This is a genomic window from Halopseudomonas litoralis (assembly GCF_900105005.1).
GTDB lineage: Bacteria > Pseudomonadota > Gammaproteobacteria > Pseudomonadales > Pseudomonadaceae > Halopseudomonas > Halopseudomonas litoralis.
In genome coordinates, this window is the sequence record NZ_LT629748.1 from 2594414 (window position 1) to 2610023 (window position 15610).

Genomic DNA, 15610 nt, shown 5'->3' on the forward strand with positions numbered 1-15610 from the left:
TCCTCGAGTTTGACACTCGTTTTGTTTCAGCTGGTTTCGTTTCGTCGTTTACCGCACCCGGTTTACCCGGCCGCCCGCTCATGCGGGTCTGTTAAAAATTCCCCTTGAACCACCGCTTCACTTTTATCAGCGGCGACTCCCTGCTCTGCTCCGAACTGTTGTGATTGCCGTCGGCATGGTGTTGCATGCCGTAGTGCAGCAACCCGACTCCGGTGGAGTAGATGGGGTTGCGCACTACGTCAGCCAGTCCCTTGAATTCCTGCGGTACGCCCAGGCGCACCGGCATGTGGAATATCTCTTCGGCCAGTTCGACGGCACCTTCCATCTTGGCGGTGCCACCGGTGAGTACGATGCCGGCCGGGATCATGTCTTCGTAACCTGAACGGCGCAGCTCGGCCTGGATCAGGGTGAACAATTCGTCGTAACGTGGCTCGACCACTTCCGCCAGTGCCTGGCGTGACAGGTCGCGCGGCGGGCGTTCGCCGACGCTGGGAACCTTGATGGTCTCCTCCGGGCCGGCCAGTTTCGCCAGCGCACAGGCATAGCGAATCTTGATTTCCTCGGCATACTGGGTCGGCGTGCGCAGGGCCATGGCGATGTCATTGGTGACCTGATCACCGGCAATCGGAATCACCGCGGTGTGGCGAATCGCACCCTCGGTGAAAATGGCGATATCGGTGGTTCCGCCGCCGACATCCACCATGCACACGCCCAGCTCCTTCTCGTCTTCGGTCAGCACCGAGTAGCTGGAGGCCAGCTGCTCGAGAATCACGTCCTCGACTTCCAATCCGCAACGGCGGATACATTTCTCGATGTTCTGCACGGCATTCATGGCGCAGGTAACCAGGTGCACCTTGGCTTCCAGACGCACCCCGGACATGCCACGGGGTTCGCGCACGCCTTCCTGGTTATCGATCACGTATTCCTGCGGCAGGATGTGCAGCACCTTCTGATCAGCCGGAATGGCAACCGCCTGGGCGGCATCCAGTACGCGCTCGATATCGGCCTGCACCACTTCGCCTTCGCGGATGGCAACGATGCCGTGGGAGTTCAGGCTGCGGATGTGGTTGCCGGCAATGCCGGCGAATACCGAGTGGATCTGGCAACCAGCCATCAGCTCGGCCTCTTCGATGGCGCGCTGAATGGATTGCACGGTGGATTCGATATTCACCACCACACCCTTCTTCATGCCGCGAGACGGATGCGAGCCGATGCCGACAATCTCGAGTTGACCGTCTGCACCTATCTCGCCGACCAGCGCGACCACCTTGGAGGTGCCGATATCCAGTCCGACGATCATCCTGCTACCCAGCTTGCTTGCCATGATTACTCGTTACTCCCCGATTGAATCGTTGCAGGCTCGCGCCATGCCACTGCCATGCCGTTGCTGTAGCGCAGGTCGACCCGCGCTATGAGTTCACGGCGCTCTGACAACATCAGCTTGTCGATGGTCAGGAACCGTTGCATTTTTTCGACTACGTCGCCCTGTCCCAGCAGCATTTCGATACCGTCACGGGTGGTCAGAAACCAGCTGCCACGATCACGTAATTCCAGCTGTGCCACACCATGCCCGTATGGCCGCAGTAGGCGATTGAATTGTTGATAGGTCTGCATCACCCGGCGCTTGGCCCGTTCCGGGCCATTGAGCAGGGGCAGTCCCTCGAACCGGTTGACCTGATCTGGGGCAAACGCAAAACCCGCGTTGTTCAACAGCGCTGAATCACCCCAGCGCGCCACCGGCAGATGCTCATCCAGGGTGATGACCAGTTGATCCGGCCAGACACGGGTAACGGCTGCACCGGCGACCCAGGGCATGGCGATGAGATCGGCACGCAGCGCCTCCAGATCAATGGTCAGCAGGCTGTCGTTGAGATAGGGCTCAATACGCTGATGTACCGAATCACGGTCTATGTACTGCAGGTCGCCTTCCACACTGATCAGGCTGATGGGTCGCTGAGCCAGCGGCTGCAGGCGGTTAGCCAGCTCGTACAGCCCCATGCCCAGCATCACCAGCAGTAATGGCCAGAGCAGATGTTGCATTCGGCGCCGCGCTTCACTCAGCGATGGCAGCGTCAGGCGTGACCATTTGCGCGGGGCTGCCGGGGTCACGCGTACGGCACCGCGGTTCGGCGCGTTGCGCCGTCCCGCAGCTTTACCTGCGCGTTGATCCCGAATCAGCAGTCCCAGCATGCTCATCAGCTCCCGTAGATCAGTAACGGGCACTGGCGAGGATCGCCAGTACCAGATCGGTGAATGTCAGTCCCGCGGCGGCAGCCGCCATAGGGACCAGGCTGTGGTCGGTCATGCCCGGCGAGGTATTGACCTCGAGCAGGTAGAAATTGCCATCACTGTCCTGCATCAGGTCGACCCGCCCCCAGCCGTGGCAGCCAACAGCATTGAATGCCTGCAGGGACAGTTCCCCGAGCTCGGCTTCACGCTCCGGTGTCAGGCCACAGGGACACTGATACTGGGTATCGGAGGCCAGGTACTTGGCCTGGTAGTCATAGAAGATGTTCGGTGTGCTCAGGCGGATGGCCGGCAGTACCTTGCCGTCAAGGATGCCGACGGTGAACTCGGCGCCAGTGACCCATTGTTCGACCAGCGCGACGTCATCATATTTTCGCGCTTCCTGCCAGGCCTGCTGCAGCTCGGCGAGGCTGTTCACCTTGGCCATGCCGATACTCGAGCCTTCGTGGATCGGCTTGATGATCAACGGCGTACCCAGTCGCTCGACCACCGCCGCGCACTCCTGCTCGTCGCGCAGCACCGCATAAGCTGGTGTCGGCAGACCGAGGCTCTGCCACACCTGCTTGGTACGCAGCTTGTCCATACCCAGAGCCGAAGCCATCACACCGCTGCCGGTATAGGGCAGTTTCAGGCTTTCCAACAACCCTTGCAGGCTGCCGTCTTCGCCGCCACGCCCATGCAGTGCAATGAACACCCGATCGGGACGATCAGCGATCAACCGCTCTGCCAGATCATCGCCGGCATCGATACCGAAGGCATCCACACCGGCAGCCTGCAGCGCCGATAGCACCGCGGCGCCGGATTTCAGCGACACCTCCCGCTCGGCTGACGTGCCGCCGTACAGCACCGCTACCCGCCCAAAGGCTTTAACGTCGACCATTACGCTTGATCTCCTTTCTGTTCGTTGCCCAACCGCGTCAGCGCCCGCGCCAGCTGCGTTGCCAGACCGCCGATATCACCGGCGCCCTGCGTCAGCAGGATGTCGCCCGGTTGCAGCACGGCCTTGAGCAACGGCATGAGGTCGGCATCACGCTCGACATACAGCGGATCAATCTGTCCGCGCAGGCGGATGCTGCGACACAGATGCTTGCTGTCTGCGCCTGGCACCGGCTCCTCGCCAGCGGGGTAGACTTCCATGAGCAGCAGCACGTTGGCGTCGCCCAGCACCTGCACGAAGTCTTCGTACAGGTCACGGGTGCGCGAATAGCGATGCGGCTGATACACCATCACCAGCCGACGCTCCGGCCAACCACCACGCACCGCCTTTATCACCGCGGCGACTTCTCGGGGATGGTGACCGTAGTCATCTACCAGCATGACGTCGCCGTCATCGCCCAGCGGGAAATTGCCGTGCACCTGGAAGCGACGACCGACACCCTCGAAACCGGTGAGTCCCTTGACAATGGCGGCATCACTGACACCTTCATCAGCAGTCACGGCAATGGTCGCCAGCGCATTCAATACGTTATGCACGCCTGGCATATTGACGAACACGCGCAGCGGCTCACGATCTTCACGCAGCACCGTGAAGTGCGTCTGCATACCCTGCTGCTCTATATCCACAGCACGAATATCGGCGTCTTCGGATTGCCCGTAAGTGATCACCTGACGATTGATCTGCGGCAGGATCTCGCGCACCACCGGGTCATCGATGCACAGCACAGCCAGGCCGTAGAACGGCAGGTTGTGCAGGAATTCCACAAAGGTGCGCTTGAGGCGGTTGAAGTCGCCCTCGTAGGTCGCCATGTGGTCGAAATCGATATTGGTGACGATTGCTGCCATCGGCTGCAGATGCAGGAAGGAGGCATCGCTTTCATCGGCTTCAGCAACCAGATAACGGCTCTCACCCAGCTGTGCATTGGTACCCGCGCTGGTCAGTCGTCCACCGATGACGAAAGTCGGACTCAGACCTTCAGCAGCCAGCACCGACGCAATCAGGCTGGTGGTGGTGGTCTTGCCGTGGGTACCGGCTACCGCAATCCCGTGGCGATAGCGCATCAGTTCGGCGAGCATCTGGGCACGCGGCACCACCGGGATGCGTTTTTCCATGGCCGCAGCCACTTCCGGGTTGCTGGTATTGATCGCGCTGGAGACCACCAGCACATCGGCATTCTGTACATTTTCCGCACGATGGCCGATGTCCACCCGAGCGCCGAAGCTTTCCAGGCGCTCGGTCACGGCCGAGCGCTTGAGGTCGGATCCGGACACCTCGTAACCCAGATTCAGCAGTACTTCGGCAATGCCGCACATTCCCGCACCGCCGATGCCGACGAAGTGAATACAACGGATACGGCGCATTGCCGGGAGGCTGTAGGTGGCCTTAGTATTCACGGGCAACCTCCAGGCAGGCGCGGACCACATCCGCTGTAGCATCGGGTTTGGCCTGCTTGCGGGCATGTTCTGCCATCTGTCGTAACGTCTCCGGTTGGGTAAACAGGGTATTCAGCCGCTGCGCCAGCTGCGCAGCGGTCAATGTCTTCTGCGGCAGCAGCTCGGCTGCGCCGCGATCGGCCAGGTAGCGCGCGTTAGCGCTTTGATGATCATCAATGGCATGCGGCAGAGGGATCAGCAGTGCCGGACGGCCGGCTGCCGCCAGTTCGGCCACCGTCAGGGCACCGGCGCGGCATACCACCAGATCGGCCCAGGCGTAGGCCTCGGCCATATCGGCAATAAAGGGCTCCACTTCGGCTTGGATGCCAGACTCGATGTACGCCTGCCCGGCTGCTGCCACGTGTTGCTTACCACATTGATGACGCACCTGCGGCCGCTGCTCTGCGGGCAACAGCGCCAGCGCCTCGGGCAGCAGCTTGTTCAGCGGCAAGGCGCCCAGACTGCCGCCAAGCACCAGCAGGCGCGGGGCACGATTGCCATCCCAGGCCATCGGCGGCGCGGCAAAAATGTCACTGCGCACCGGGTTGCCGGTACTGCGCCGCTGGGCGCCATTGGCAAAACTGCCATCGAAACCTTCACAACGGCGTACGGCCAGTTTCGCCAACAGCCGGTTGGTGGTGCCAACCACCGCGTTCTGCTCGTGGATCACCAATGGAACGCGACGCAGCCAGGCTGCCAGACCGCCCGGCCCGGTGACATAGCCCCCTGCACCCAGCACACAGACTGGCTGCAGTTCGCGCACCACCGCCAGCGACTGCCACAGCGCACGCAGCAGGCGTATCGGTGCTTTCAGCAGGTCGACCTTACCTTTGCCACGCAGGCCTTGAATATCGATGTAATGCACGGGAATACCGGCCGCCGGAATCAGTTCCGCCTCGATGCCACGGCGTGTTCCCAACCAGTGCACCTGATAGCCCTGCTCTTGTAGCAGCCGAGCACAGGCCAGCGCCGGGAACACGTGACCGCCGGTACCGCCGGCCATGATCAGTACGTTACTGGCCATTGGCAGCCTCCCGCAGCGCCTGACGGCGCTCCCAGTCGATGCGCAGCAGCAAGCCCAGACTGATACAGCAGACCACCAGTGAACTGCCGCCGTAACTGAGGAACGGCAGCGTCAGCCCCTTGGTCGGCAGCAGGCCGATATTCACGCCGACATTGATCAGCACCTGGCCACACCACATGATCGCCAGACCGTAGGCCAGATAGGCGGAAAAATAGCGTCCGGCCTTTTCGGCCCAGAGCCCGATATACAGCGCACGTACCGCAACGAAGATCAACAGGGCAAAGGCCGCCAGCGCACCAATCAGGCCCAACTCCTCGGCCAGCACGGCAAATACGAAGTCGGTATGGGCCTCTGGCAGGTAGTACTGCTTCTGGATACTGTTGCCCAGACCGGTGCCCAGCCATTCGCCACGGCCGAACGCGATCAACGCCTGGGTCAACTGATAACCGGTGCCATAGGGATCATTCCAGGGATTGAGGAAGCTGGTCAGACGCTGCAGGCGATAGGGTTCAAAGATAACCAGTAGCGCCGCAAGGCCGCCGAGTGAACCGAACAGCATGGTAAAGCGGATCAGACCCACACCACCGAGAAACAGCATGCCGGTGGCCGCGCCCATGAGCACCACAGTGGCACCAAAATCCGGTTCGATGATCAGCAGCCAGGCCATCGGGCCCAAAACCATGAAAGGTTTGATGAAGCCGAACCACTGCTCCTTGACCTCATCCCGGCGGTGCACCAGATACCCGGCCAGGAAGACCACTGCAAACAGCTTGGCCAGTTCAGATGGCTGCACGTTGATCGGCCCGACGGCGATCCAGCGCCAGCTGCCGTTGACCTCACGGCCGATACCCGGGATCAGTACAGCAATCAACAGAGCAAAGCCCAGAAACAGCAGCGGAAAGCGGAACTGCTCCCACAACCCGACCGGCACCGCCAGGGTGGCGAGCATGGCGATGATGCCGATCAGCATGTATACCAGCTGACGGTTCATATAATAGAGGGGGTTGCCCAGTTGTCCGGCGGCCACTTCCATCGACGCCGAGGTGACCATCACCAGACCAAGGCCAAGCAGCGCCAGGCCGCCTACCAGTAACGGCAGGTCCAGATCGAAACGGCGTTCGCCAATCAGCGGTGCCAGTGAGCGTTGCACGACATCGGTGAAGATCATGCCGGCAACCTCCCGACGGCGTCGGCAAACAGCCGGCCGCGTTCTTCAAAATTGCGAAACATATCCAGACTGGCGCAGGCGGGTGACAACAACACCGCATCGCCCGGCTCGGCAGCGGCGGCGGCGGCAACCACCGCCTCATCCAGGGTCGCTACACGCTGCACCGAAACATGACCAGCGAACAATTGCTCCAATAGCGGTGCATCACGCCCGAGCAGAATCACCGCGCGGCAATGACGAGCGACCGGGCCGAGCAACGCGGAGAAATCGGCACCCTTGCCATCGCCGCCGGCGATCAACACCTGCTTGCCCTGCAGATCAGCGGCAAAACCTTCAATGGCGGCCAGCGCCGCACCAACGTTGGTCGCCTTGGAGTCGTCGTAGTAGTCCACTCCAGCATATTGGCCAAGCCACTGGCAGCGGTGCGGCAGGCCGGCGAACTCGCGCAGCGCCGCCAGCATTGCCGGCATCGGCAAACCAACCGCATGCCCCAGCGCCAGGGCTGCAAGAGCATTGGCCTGATTATGCGCGCCGCGAATCTTCAGTTCAGCGGTGGGCATCAGCGCCTCGAATTCGAATGCCAACCAGCTCTGGCCGCCCTTTTCAATCAGGCCGAAACCCTTGAAATCCGGGCGCGACAGACCAAAGTTCCAGCAAGGCAGCTGATCCGCCACCAACGGCCGCGTCAAGGCGTCATCCCGATTGAACACCACCTGCTGGGCGCCGCGGAAGATCCGATGCTTGGCCAGATGGTAGGCGGCCAGACCGGTGTAGCGGTCCATATGGTCTTCGCTGACATTCAGCACCACAGCCACCGCTGCATTCAGCGTCTGAGTGGTTTCAAGCTGGAAGCTGGACAGCTCCAGTACATACAGGTCGGCTTTCTCGTCCAGCAGATCCAGCGTCGGCGTACCGATATTGCCACCCACGGCGACACGCTTGCCCACCTGCTCGACCATGGCACCCACCAACGTGGTGACCGTAGTCTTGGCATTGGAGCCGGTGATCGCGATGATCGGCGCATCCGCCTCACGGGCGAACAGCTCGATATCGCCAACCACGCTGACACCTGCGTCGATCGCAGACTTGATCGCCGGCGTGGACAGCGCGATACCGGGGCTGACGATCAGCTCTCCGGCGCCGCTCAGCAGCTCGGCATCCAGCTCACCCAGATACAGGTCTGCCATGGGCGCGAAACGCTTGAGCTTATCCAGGCCCGGCGGCTCAGCGCGCGTGTCACAGACCGCAAACGGCAGATCACGGCCAGCCAGATACCGGGCAACCGATAAACCGGTGGCCCCGAGTCCGACGATGATCCGCTGTTTGTCCGTAGTGATCAGTGACACCTTGTATTCCTCAACGCAACTTGAGCGTGGATAGACCGATCAGCACCAGTACCACGGTGATGATCCAGAAACGTACGATGACCCGCGGCTCGGGCCAGCCCTTCAATTCAAAATGGTGATGGATGGGCGCCATGCGAAACACCCGGCGCCCGGTCAGCTTGAACGAGGCCACCTGGACGATCACCGACAGGGTCTCGACCACGAAGATGCCGCCCATGATGAACAACACGATTTCCTGGCGGACGATGACCGCAATCACCCCCAGCGCAGCGCCCAGCGCCAGCGCACCCACGTCCCCCATGAACACCTGCGCCGGGTAGGTGTTGAACCATAGGAAACCGAGGCCGGCGCCGATCAGCGCGCCGCAGAAGATCAGCAGTTCGCCCGATCCCTCTACGTAGGGAATCAGCAGATATTGGGAGAACTGGAAGTTGCCCGACAGATAGGCAAAGATGCCCAGCGCGCCACCGACCATCACCGTCGGCAGGATTGCCAGACCATCCAGGCCGTCAGTCAGGTTGACCGCGTTGCTGGAACCGACGATGACGAAGTAGGTCAGCACCACGAAAAAGATGCCCAGCTGGAACTCGACGTTCTTGAAGAAAGGCACGATCAGCGTGGTATCCACCGGCGTATCGGCGGCCAGATACAGCACCACAGCGGCCACCAGGCCGAACACCGATTGCCAGAGATATTTCCAGCGCGACGCCAGACCACGGGAGTTCTTTTCCACCACCTTGCGGTAGTCATCGACCCAGCCGATGGCCCCGAAGCTGACCGTGACGCCCAATACCACCCAGACGTACAGGTTGCTCAGATCAGCCCACAGCAGTGTGCTGATGGTGATCGCCATCAGAATGAGCGCGCCGCCCATGGTTGGCGTACCGGCCTTGGACAGGTGCGACTGAGGACCATCGTGGCGTACCGACTGGCCGATCTGGCGGAAACTCAGGGTCCGGATCATCCACGGCCCGAGAAACAACGCCAGGCCCAGCGCGGTGAGCACACCGAAAATGCCGCGCAGTGTCAGATACTGGAAAACCCCGAACCCGGTGTGAAACTGTTGTAGATATTGCGCAAGTATCAGCAGCATGTCGGCTAGCCCCCTTCCATGATTTGCGAGCCTGCCACCAGAGCGGCGACGACTTCTTCCATTCCCGCACTACGCGAGCCCTTGACCAGTACCCGGGTCTGCGGGTCCAGCTTTGTCTTGAGAGCTGCAGCCAGTTCGGCGCGATCAGCGAAGACCTGTGCACCTTCACCGAATTTTTCAGCCGCCAGGGCCGACAAACGACCCGTGGCATACAGACCGTCCAGTCCCTGCGCCTTGGCATAGGCGCCTACCTCGGCGTGTGCCTGTTCTTCCAGTTGCCCCAGCTCCCCCATATCGCCGAGCACCAGCAGACGTTGGCCGTCCAGGCCGGCCAGCAGGTCTATTGCCACGCATACCGACACCGGATTGGCGTTGTAGCTGTCATCAATGATCACTGCGCCGTTGTATCCCGGCAGGCTTTGACCGCGACCAGCCATCGGCTGCAACTTACGGAGCCCGCGGCTGATCGCTTCCAGCGGAACCTTAAGCGCCAGCGCCGCACCTGTTGCAGCCAGGGCGTTGGCCACGTTGTGCCGACCCAGCAGATCGAGCTGGATGTCGACTGCTCCGCTCGGAGTCACCAACCTGAAACCCGAGCAGCCGCGTTCGTCGAGGCGAATGTCTTCAGCGCGCAGTTCGGCGGTCGGATTCTGGGTACTGAAGACATGCGCCTTACGGTTGCCCAAGGTCTGATACCAGCTCTCGAACCAGGGGCTGTCGAGATTGATCACGCCCTGCCCCTGACTGTCCAGACCGGCAAAGATTTCGCCCTTGGCCTCGGCGATGGCCTGCTCGCTGCCGAATCGGCCGAGATGTGCTACGCCTGCATTGGTCAGCACGCTCACACTGGGCTTGGCCAGGCGCATGCTGTAGGCGATATCACCCAGCGCAGCGGCGCCCATTTCCACCACCGCGTACTGGTGTTCCGGCGCCAGCTCCAGCAGGGTCAGCGGCACACCCAATTCATTGTTGAGGTTGCCACGGGTGGCCAATACCGGACCACACTCTCCCAGAATCGACGCCAGCATTTCCTTGACCGTGGTTTTACCGCTGGAGCCGGTAATAGCTACCAGCGGTCCGGCGAAGGCGGCGCGATTCAGCGCACCGAGCTGACCCAGCGCATGGGCACAGTCATGCACGACCAGTTGCGGTAAGGCATCGTCCACAGCGTGTTCGACCAGCGCAGCAGCAGCCCCATTGACACGCGCCTGGGCGATAAAATCATGTCCATCGACGCGGGTGCCCGGCAGCGCCACAAATAGCCCACCGGGTTGGATGTGACGAGCATCGATACTGACGTTGTCGAAGCTGGCATCGATAGCATGCAGGCTTGCATTGAGCGGTTTGACCAGATCCGACAGGCGCATGGCTTCAAGCATGATGCTCCTCCCGGTACTTCAAGGCGCGTTCGGCCTGTTCGATATCACTGAAAGGATGACGCACCCCATCAATCTCCTGATATATTTCGTGGCCCTTGCCGGCAACCAGGATGATGTCTCCGGCGTCGGCACTGGCAATGGTCTGGCCGATGGCCTCGGCACGGTTGGCTATGACTGCCGCCCGTTGTGGATGTTCAATACCGGCGCTGATTTCGCTGATAATTGCCGCCGAAGCTTCGGTACGCGGATTGTCATCGGTCAGCACCAAATGATCGGCGCCCAGCTCGGCGATGCGGCCCATCAAGGGACGCTTGCCACGATCGCGATCACCACCGCAGCCGAACACACAGATCAGCCGTCCGGCAACGTGGGCCCGCAGGGCGGCGAGCGCCTTCTCCAATGCGTCCGGTGTGTGCGCATAATCGATAACCACCAATGGCTGACCATTACCGCCCAGACGCTGCATGCGGCCGGTCGGCGGTAACAGTTCGCCGATCAGCGCAGCGATCCGCTGCAGTGGCACGTCCAGCGCCAGCAAGGCGCCCGCGACGGCCAGCACATTCGACAGATTGAAGCTGCCCAGCAGCGGACTGCACAGGTCGACCATTCCAACCGGCGTGTGCAAGCGCGCCTTGATACCCTCGGCGTCGAAGCGGATATCACTGCAATACAGGTCTGCGGTGTTGTCGCTCACGCCGTAGGTCGACACAGGCACCGGAGAGCCGGCTGCCAACGCTCGGCCAAAAGCATCGTCGATATTCACCACAGCCGTGCGGGACTGCGTCAACAGACGGGCTTTCGCCGCACCGTAGCTGGCCATGTCGCCGTGGTAGTCCAGATGGTCGCGGCTGAGGTTGGTGAAGATGCCCACCTCGAACTGCAGTGCAGCAACACGCCCCTGATCCAGTGCATGGGATGACACCTCCATGCTTACCCGCTGCGCTCCCTCATCACGCAAGCGCGCCAGTTGCTGCTGGACGGCCAGCGCATCCGGTGTGGTCATGCCGTGATCGAGCAACGCGCCAGGCATACCGCTGCCCAGAGTGCCGATGACACCGCATGGCTGGTTCAGGCTGTTCAACGCCTGGGCCAGCATCTGGCTGACACTGGTCTTGCCGTTGGTTCCGGTGGTGGCGATCAGGCCCAGACTGCTGGCGGGCTCGCCATAAAACCGCGCGGCAATGGCCGACAGCTGTGCGGACAAGTGTTCTATGGCCAGCAAAGGCACCGCTGCGCCGCAGGTGAAGCCGTCACCTGTTTCATAAGCTACTGCCGCAGCACCCGCGGCAATGGCCTGTTCAATGTGCTCGCGCCCATCGTGGCGCTGACCTGGCACCGCCAGAAACAGAAAGCCCGGCGCAACCTTGCGGCTGTCCAGGGTCAGGTCGGTGATATTCACCGGAGCACCCTGCCACTGGGGAATGATCTGCTGGAGCTGCATCATCCGCGCTCCTCTTCTTTGTCCATCGACGGCAACTCGACCTGCTGCATCTCCACCAGGTTATCCGGGGTGATATTCAGCAGGCGCAACGCATTGGACATCAAACCACTGAATACCGGCGCGGCCACCAGGCCGCCGTAATAGCCACCCTTGGTAGGCTCATCGATGACCACGGCGATGGCGATACGTGGGTTGCTGCTGGGGGCGAATCCGGCAAACAGCGAGCGATAGGAATCTTCCTTGTAGCCCTTGCTGCCGACGCTGGTCTTGCGTGCCGTGCCGCTCTTGCCGGAGACGTGATAGCCGGGCACCTGTGCGCGGAAGGTGCCACCGGGCGCCTCGATGACCTGCTGCAGCATGCCCTGTACAGTCAGAGCGACGTTCTCGGGAATGACCTGCTCAGCGTCCGGCTGCTCGTTGATGCGCAGCAGTGACATGGGCGCCTTGCGGCCATCGTTGGCCAGAATCGCATAGGCCTGGGCCATCTGCATGGTGGTTACCGACAGCCCATAACCATAGGAAAGCGCCGCCGTCTCGGCCTGGCGCCATTCACGGTAACTCGGCAGGTTACCCACACGCTCGCCGGGAAATCCCAGACCGGTATATTGACCGAAACCGACATTCTGCATGGTTTCACGCAGGGCCGGGCCGCCGATATCGAAGGCAATCTTGCTCATGCCGACGTTGCTAGACTTGAGCAGGATGCCGGTCAGGTCGAGCTCGCCGCCAGGGGCGCGGGAAACATCACGAATGGTGTAGCGACCAATCCGCAGAGTGCCGGGGTAGACATTGACCTTGTCCGCCGGCTTCCAGCGGCCAGACGCCAGAGCCGCGCTCATGGATATCGGCTTGACCGTGGAGCCGGGCTCGAAGACGTCGATCAGGGCACGGTTGCGCATCATATCCGGCTTGAGTTTGGCGCGATTGTTCGGGTTATAGGTAGGATGGTTGACCATCGCCAGCACTTCGCCGGTACGCACATCCAGCATGACGATGGAACCGGCCCGGGCTTCGAACTCCTGCAGCGCTTCGCGCAACTGGCGGTGCGCCAGATATTGCAACCGCAGATCAATGGACAGCGCCAGATCATTACCCGGGCGGGCGTTGCTGATGACCTGCACATCCTTGATCAAACGTCCGCGCCGGTCCTGCAGCACCTGCCGCTTACCAGGCACGCCTTCCAGCCAATGATCATAGGACAGCTCGACACCTTCCTGGCCTTTTTCATCGACGTTGGTGAAGCCGACCAGATGCGCCGACACCTCACCCGCCGGATAAAAGCGCCGGTACTCCTCAATGCTGTATACCCCAGGCACCTTCAATGCCATGACCGCTTCACCATCGGCGGGCACCATGCGCCGGCGCAGGTAGATGAATTCCTTGTCGGCGTTGCTCTGCAGCCGCTGGCTGAAGGTAGACAGATCGGTACCCAGCGCCTTGGCCAGACTGGGCCAATGGGTCTTCTGACTGATCAGTTGCGATGGGTTGGCCCAGATGGTCAGCACCGGCGTGCTCACCGCCAGCGGCTCGCCGTTGCGATCAGTGATCTGCCCACGGTGAGCGGGAATCGGCACATGCCGCACGCTGCGCTTGTCGCCCTGATTCTTCAGGAAGCCTTCGTCCAGCACATGTAGTTCGACAATGCGCCAGGCAATCGCCACACAGCACAATCCGAGCAGACCGATAACCAGTCTGAAGCGCCAGGGATAAAGACTACCATTGGATTCGAAAGTGAATTTTTTCATGGCTGCACCAGGATCACTTCGCCAGGCTCGGGCACGCGCATGCCCAGCTGACGCGTGGCAATCGCCTCGACCCGGCTATGCGCCGTCCAAGTGCTCTGCTCCAGTATCAGCCGACCCCATTCCGCCTGGGCCTTTTCTCGCTGAGTCATTTCGGTGGCCAGCTCGTTGAGCAGTTGCCGGCTCCAATGCGCGCTGTAGGGCACCGCCAGAGCACTACCCAGGATGATTACCCAGACCACCAGCAGCCAGCCGCTGCCGGCGGGGAGGCCGGAACGGGCAATATCGGCTGCGGGTAGAGCCTGGTCGTTCATCTATGTTTCTCCGCCACACGTAATACCGCACTGCGGGCGCGGGGATTGACGGCAATTTCATCGGCAGATGGCTTGGCTGCCTTGCCGATGAGTTTCAGGCTGGTCTGGATATCCACATCACGTATCGGCAGCCCACGGGGTAACGGCGCACCCTTGGCTTCGCGACGCATGAACTGCTTGACCTGCCGATCCTCCAGCGAATGGAAACTGATCACCGCCAGCCGACCGCCCGGCGCCAATACGTCGAGTGCAGCACGCAGGCCGTCGGACAGATCCTCCAGCTCACGATTGATAAAGATGCGAATACCCTGAAAGGCACGAGTGGCCGGATGCTTGTGCTTTTCCCAGGCGGGGTTGGCGACCTTGATCACTTCGGCCAGGTCGGCGGTGCGGGTGAATGGCTGCTCGGCGCGGCGAGTGACGATGGCCCGAGCCATGCGCCGGGAGAAACGTTCCTCGCCGTATTCCCAGAGTACGGTGGCGATATCGGCCTCGTCGGCGGTATTGATCCAGTCGGCAGCGCTCTGCCCTGCATCCGGATTCATGCGCATGTCCAGCGGACCGTCATGAAGGAAGCTGAAGCCACGCTGCGGGTCGTCCAATTGTGGTGAAGACACTCCCAGATCCAGCAAAACCCCGTCGACACGACCATGCAGGCCGCGCTCACGCAGCTCCTCAGCCATGTCGGCAAACGAACGCTGTACAACGACAAAGCGGCCGTCTTCGGCCGCCAGCTGGTTTCCGACCCGTATCGCCTCCGGGTCCTTGTCGAAGCCGAGCAGCCGCCCCCCCTCGGCGAGCTGCTGCAGGATGGCGCGACTGTGCCCGCCGCGGCCGAAAGTGCCATCTATATAAGTGCCTTCCGGCCGAACCGCCAACCCTTCCAGCGCTTCGTTCAGCAGTACACTGACATGTTTCAATTCGGTCTGCTGATTCATAGGCTCAGTGAGTGCAGTTCCGCCGGCAGTTCGCCAACGTCCTGCTCTTCTTCCAGATAAGCTGCGGTGGTGGTCTGCCAGACCTCTTCACTCCACAGCTCGAATTTGCTCAATTGACCCACCAGCATGACTTTCTTGTCCAGGCTGGCATGATCGCGTAACAGTGGCGGCACGACAAAGCGGCCATGACTGTCCAGTTCTATTTCGTTGGCATTACCGATCAACAGACGGTTGAGTCGTTTGACTCCGGGGTGCATGTTCGGCGCCTTGCGCAGCTGCTGTTCCACCGCCTCCCATTCATGCAGCGGATAGATCCACAGACAGCGTTCTTCCAGGGCAATGGTCGCGACAAGCTGGCCGCCACAAGACTCCAACAGACGGTCACGATGCCGGGCAGGCATCGCGAGTCGCCCCTTGGCGTCCAGATTGATGGCGTTCGCTCCACGAAACACTTTTTGTTATTCCCCTGATGAGACCACTGCTATGACAATGGAAAACCCAAAAAAATCCACTTTCGCCCACTTCAACCCACTTTCGCACACTATAGA

At 61.3% G+C, this 15610-nt stretch carries 14 protein-coding genes; all 14 read right to left on the reverse strand.

What is annotated here, in order from left to right; translation table 11 throughout:
• Window positions 1–91: 91 nt before the first annotated feature.
• From ftsA to mraZ, 14 genes are read right to left on the reverse strand one after another with little or no spacing between them, the layout of a single operon-like run.
• On the reverse strand, window positions 92–1324 hold the full coding sequence (gene ftsA, locus BLU11_RS12490; protein ID WP_090273829.1) for a cell division protein FtsA: 1233 nt from the start codon (window positions 1322–1324) through the stop codon (window positions 92–94).
• A 2-nt stretch (window positions 1325–1326) separates the two neighbouring features.
• Window positions 1327–2190 carry a cell division protein FtsQ/DivIB gene (locus BLU11_RS12495; RefSeq protein WP_090273830.1) on the reverse strand — a complete coding sequence of 288 codons (864 nt, stop codon included), beginning with the start codon at window positions 2188–2190 and terminating at the stop codon, window positions 1327–1329.
• A gap of 19 nt (window positions 2191–2209) precedes the next feature.
• Window positions 2210–3127 (reverse strand): D-alanine--D-alanine ligase, encoded by a 918-nt coding sequence (locus BLU11_RS12500; protein ID WP_090273832.1) that lies wholly within the window; start codon window positions 3125–3127, stop codon window positions 2210–2212.
• The gene (gene murC, locus BLU11_RS12505; protein ID WP_231702339.1) at window positions 3127–4545 is read right to left on the reverse strand and encodes a UDP-N-acetylmuramate--L-alanine ligase; all 1419 of its coding nucleotides are present in this window, start codon (window positions 4543–4545) and stop codon (window positions 3127–3129) included. Before murC ends, BLU11_RS12500 begins: the two co-directional genes overlap by 1 nt.
• Window positions 4546–4567: 22 nt before the next feature.
• Window positions 4568–5641, reverse strand: a complete 1074-nt coding sequence (gene murG, locus BLU11_RS12510) for an undecaprenyldiphospho-muramoylpentapeptide beta-N-acetylglucosaminyltransferase (protein ID WP_090273836.1) — start codon at window positions 5639–5641, stop codon at window positions 4568–4570.
• Window positions 5631–6809: a putative lipid II flippase FtsW gene (gene ftsW, locus BLU11_RS12515; protein ID WP_090273838.1), complete on the reverse strand. Its 1179-nt coding sequence runs from the start codon at window positions 6807–6809 to the stop codon at window positions 5631–5633. Before ftsW ends, murG begins: the two co-directional genes overlap by 11 nt.
• Entirely contained in the window at window positions 6806–8155 is a 1350-nt protein-coding gene (gene murD / locus BLU11_RS12520; RefSeq protein ID WP_090273840.1) for a UDP-N-acetylmuramoyl-L-alanine--D-glutamate ligase, read from the reverse strand. The genes ftsW and murD overlap by 4 nt, the downstream gene beginning before the upstream one ends.
• Before the next feature lie 10 nt (window positions 8156–8165).
• Entirely contained in the window at window positions 8166–9248 is a 1083-nt protein-coding gene (mraY, locus tag BLU11_RS12525) for a phospho-N-acetylmuramoyl-pentapeptide-transferase (RefSeq protein WP_090273842.1), read from the reverse strand.
• A 5-nt stretch (window positions 9249–9253) separates the two neighbouring features.
• A complete protein-coding gene (locus tag BLU11_RS12530) occupies window positions 9254–10627 on the reverse strand; it encodes a UDP-N-acetylmuramoyl-tripeptide--D-alanyl-D-alanine ligase (protein ID WP_090273845.1) in 1374 nt (457 codons plus the stop codon).
• The gene (locus tag BLU11_RS12535) at window positions 10620–12068 is read right to left on the reverse strand and encodes a UDP-N-acetylmuramoyl-L-alanyl-D-glutamate--2,6-diaminopimelate ligase (protein ID WP_090276455.1); all 1449 of its coding nucleotides are present in this window, start codon (window positions 12066–12068) and stop codon (window positions 10620–10622) included. The genes BLU11_RS12530 and BLU11_RS12535 overlap by 8 nt, the downstream gene beginning before the upstream one ends.
• The gene (locus tag BLU11_RS12540) at window positions 12068–13813 is read right to left on the reverse strand and encodes a peptidoglycan D,D-transpeptidase FtsI family protein (protein WP_090273846.1); all 1746 of its coding nucleotides are present in this window, start codon (window positions 13811–13813) and stop codon (window positions 12068–12070) included. The genes BLU11_RS12535 and BLU11_RS12540 overlap by 1 nt, the downstream gene beginning before the upstream one ends.
• Window positions 13810–14124, reverse strand: coding sequence for a cell division protein FtsL (ftsL, locus tag BLU11_RS12545; RefSeq protein WP_090273848.1), 315 nt, complete (start codon window positions 14122–14124; stop codon window positions 13810–13812). The genes BLU11_RS12540 and ftsL overlap by 4 nt, the downstream gene beginning before the upstream one ends.
• Window positions 14121–15062, reverse strand: a complete 942-nt coding sequence (gene rsmH / locus BLU11_RS12550; protein ID WP_090273849.1) for a 16S rRNA (cytosine(1402)-N(4))-methyltransferase RsmH — start codon at window positions 15060–15062, stop codon at window positions 14121–14123. The genes ftsL and rsmH overlap by 4 nt, the downstream gene beginning before the upstream one ends.
• Window positions 15059–15514, reverse strand: a complete 456-nt coding sequence (mraZ, locus tag BLU11_RS12555; protein ID WP_090273851.1) for a division/cell wall cluster transcriptional repressor MraZ — start codon at window positions 15512–15514, stop codon at window positions 15059–15061. The genes rsmH and mraZ overlap by 4 nt, the downstream gene beginning before the upstream one ends.
• Between the last annotated feature and the right edge of the window lie 96 nt (window positions 15515–15610).